This window comes from uncultured Pseudoalteromonas sp., assembly GCF_963922945.1.
Taxonomy (GTDB): domain Bacteria; phylum Pseudomonadota; class Gammaproteobacteria; order Enterobacterales; family Alteromonadaceae; genus Pseudoalteromonas.
Map to the genome: position 1 here is coordinate 1 of NZ_CAWUKC010000191.1, position 1577 is coordinate 1577.

At 43.9% G+C, this 1577-nt stretch carries 3 protein-coding genes; all 3 read right to left on the reverse strand.

The features are described from left to right. A partial coding sequence (locus AABI99_RS18250; protein WP_338367538.1) for a hypothetical protein occupies positions 1-437 on the reverse strand: 437 nt, incomplete at its 3' end. Next, positions 424-996, reverse strand: a complete 573-nt coding sequence (locus tag AABI99_RS18255; protein ID WP_338367539.1) for a sigma-70 family RNA polymerase sigma factor — start codon at positions 994-996, stop codon at positions 424-426. The genes AABI99_RS18255 and AABI99_RS18250, both read right to left, overlap by 14 nt. A gap of 14 nt (positions 997-1010) precedes the next feature. Continuing rightward, the gene (locus AABI99_RS18260; protein ID WP_338367540.1) at positions 1011-1574 is read right to left on the reverse strand and encodes an energy transducer TonB; all 564 of its coding nucleotides are present in this window, start codon (positions 1572-1574) and stop codon (positions 1011-1013) included. Positions 1575-1577: the final 3 nt, after the last annotated feature.

Below are 1577 nucleotides of genomic sequence, written 5' to 3' on the forward strand. Positions count from 1 at the left end.
CAGCTGGCTATGTACCAGTCGTTATCGACCTTTACGAGCGTGCCGTATTCTATGTCGCGTTGTTGGTGTAAGCGTAAGTTATTGGCATGTTGAGTATCGAGTGCATGTTTTTGCTCGGTAATGGCGCTTGTGTAACTGCCCGATGGGGTTATTTCGTGGGTTTTAATAATTGAATAGTCGTGAATGTCGATGGTATTAAGCACCGTTTTAGGTGCGTGCTTAATGCCCTCGTTACTATCAAACACAATAAATGCGAATACGCCCAGTGCGCAGGCAAGGCTGGTTAACTGTAGCGTAAAACTAAGCCTTGAGGGCTTTTTATGGCTGGCATTATTAAGTAACGCTTTTTGTTGGGAAGCGCTGAGTGTAGTGCGTGCTTTTCGCTCTTTGTAGTGTTGTGAGAGCTTTTGATCAAACTGCTCATCAGGCTTGTTCATTGTTTGCTCCTAATAAACGTTTAAGGTTTTGCTTGGCATAGCGCAGCCTTGTTTTTACGCTCTCATGGTTGCTTTGCGTTATAAGCTCTATGTCGGCAAGGCTAAAGCCTTCTTGTTGTAAGGTAATGGCTTCGCGTTGCACAAAGCTCAGTTGCTTGAGTGCGCTATCGAACGCTTGGTAATTTATATTGCTAATACTGTTGTTATTACCTTGCTCATTTTGCTGCGCGGGTAGGTGGGTGTTTTCGTCAAGTTTTACAAAGCGCTGCTGTTTGCGGTATTCGTCTATGAGTGTGTTGCGTGCGAGCTTAAATAACCAGGCTTTTGGCGTAGTTTGCGCTTGGTAAAGGTGGCGTTTTTCAATTACCTTTAGCCATGTTTGTTGGCTTACATCGTATGCTAAATGCGTATTAGATTGCGTTACTAGGTAGTGATATAAATCGTTACTGTATAAGGCAACAAGCTGCTCTAAGTGGCGGTTGTCGCCACTTTTTGCGTAACTTGCCATGCAATCCTTGCTTGGCGTTTCAAATAACCATGACTTAATACTTAGTAGCATAGGCGTTTAGTCCGTTAAATAGAGTTATCTAATTTAAAATCGAGCTGTACAGTTTGATCTGTTTGTAATTGTGCCACACCTTCTATTACTTTGGGGCGATATTTCCAGCGTTTAATAGCTCTTATTGCTTCGCGGTTAAAAGTGCGTTTTGGCTCTGCGTTTATTACAACTGGATTTATTACTTCGCCGGTCGGTGAAATACTAAAGCTAAGTTGTACCCAGCCTTCAATGCCATCGCGAGCAGCAGACGTTGGGTATTTAGGGTTTATACGCACTATTGGCGTTGCATCTCCCGTAGGGCGGTTAATGGTGCTATTTATATCATCACCAAAATCGTCAATAGTGACCGGCATTACGTCGTTTATAGCAATTACAGGGTCGTTTGCGGTACCTATGGGTGGTGCCTTAGGCGGTGTTTTTGGCACCGGCGGTGGCGGCTGTATTTTTTGTATATGCCTTACTTGTGAATCCTCTGGTGCCTGAAAAATCTCTACAATAATATCGCCGCCGGGTTTAATCGGTGCGCGCTGCTCGCCAGATATTAAATATTGCATAAACGCAAAAGCCGCAAAGGTCATTAC

Excerpts from the sequence above, each read along its gene's own strand:
- AABI99_RS18255 (WP_338367539.1), bottom strand. The coding sequence starts at position 996 with ATGCTACTAAGTATTAAGTCATGGTTATTTGAAACGCCAAGCAAGGAT.
- AABI99_RS18260 (WP_338367540.1), bottom strand. The coding sequence starts at position 1,574 with ATGACCTTTGCGGCTTTTGCGTTTATGCAATATTTAATATCTGGCGAG.